General features: G+C 56.4%; 1 protein-coding gene and 1 pseudogene. Both read right to left on the minus strand.

Features of this window, described 5'->3' with window-relative positions; all coding sequences use genetic code 11:
• A partial coding sequence (locus tag ACOTYN_RS26455) for a TerD family protein (RefSeq protein WP_421634814.1) occupies nucleotides 1-488 on the minus strand: 488 nt, incomplete at its 3' end.
• A pseudogene (locus ACOTYN_RS26460) lies at nucleotides 488-553 on the minus strand (tellurium resistance protein TerZ); the annotation flags it as partial. The pseudogene ACOTYN_RS26460 and the gene ACOTYN_RS26455, both read right to left, overlap by 1 nt.

The raw sequence follows: 553 nt of genomic DNA on the forward strand, positions 1-553 counted from the left end.
ATATTTACGCCGAAATGCTCTGCCAGCGGTTTAAGTCCACCGTTGAACCCCTGCGCAACGAAGCGGAATTTCCAGTCATTATTACGACGGTAAAATTCACCCAGAATTAAGGCTGCTTCCTGACGGCCGCTCAGTTCGACACTGCCGCTAACCAGGCCGGTAGCCCCTTGCTCCACGTCGATGGAAAGATTACGAAGACCGGACACCGTCTGCCCACCGTCACAGGTCACGGTGAACGCAATTTTCTGGACATCAGGTTTCAGCCGGTTGAGCGCGACAGTAAAGGTTGAGTACTGGCCTTCACTGACCAGGCTGACGGTACCATCATCGTTACGTGGCTGACCATAAAACACCATGTCCGCATCACCCTGCACCTTCCCGTCGGCATACAGGCGAAACGCCGAAGCATCCACCTGGCCGCCCGAGGTGATCCGGACCCGCAACTCCTGGGCTGGAACGGGGGCATTGCCCCCCGGCGTCAGGTTCATTAGCGAATAACCGCTGAAACGATATCGGAGTGCATATCGTCAATTGTGCGGCCGCGACAGGCATG

It is taken from the genome of Enterobacter cloacae complex sp. IR5458 (genome assembly GCF_049238025.1).
Taxonomy (GTDB): domain Bacteria; phylum Pseudomonadota; class Gammaproteobacteria; order Enterobacterales; family Enterobacteriaceae; genus Enterobacter; species Enterobacter kobei.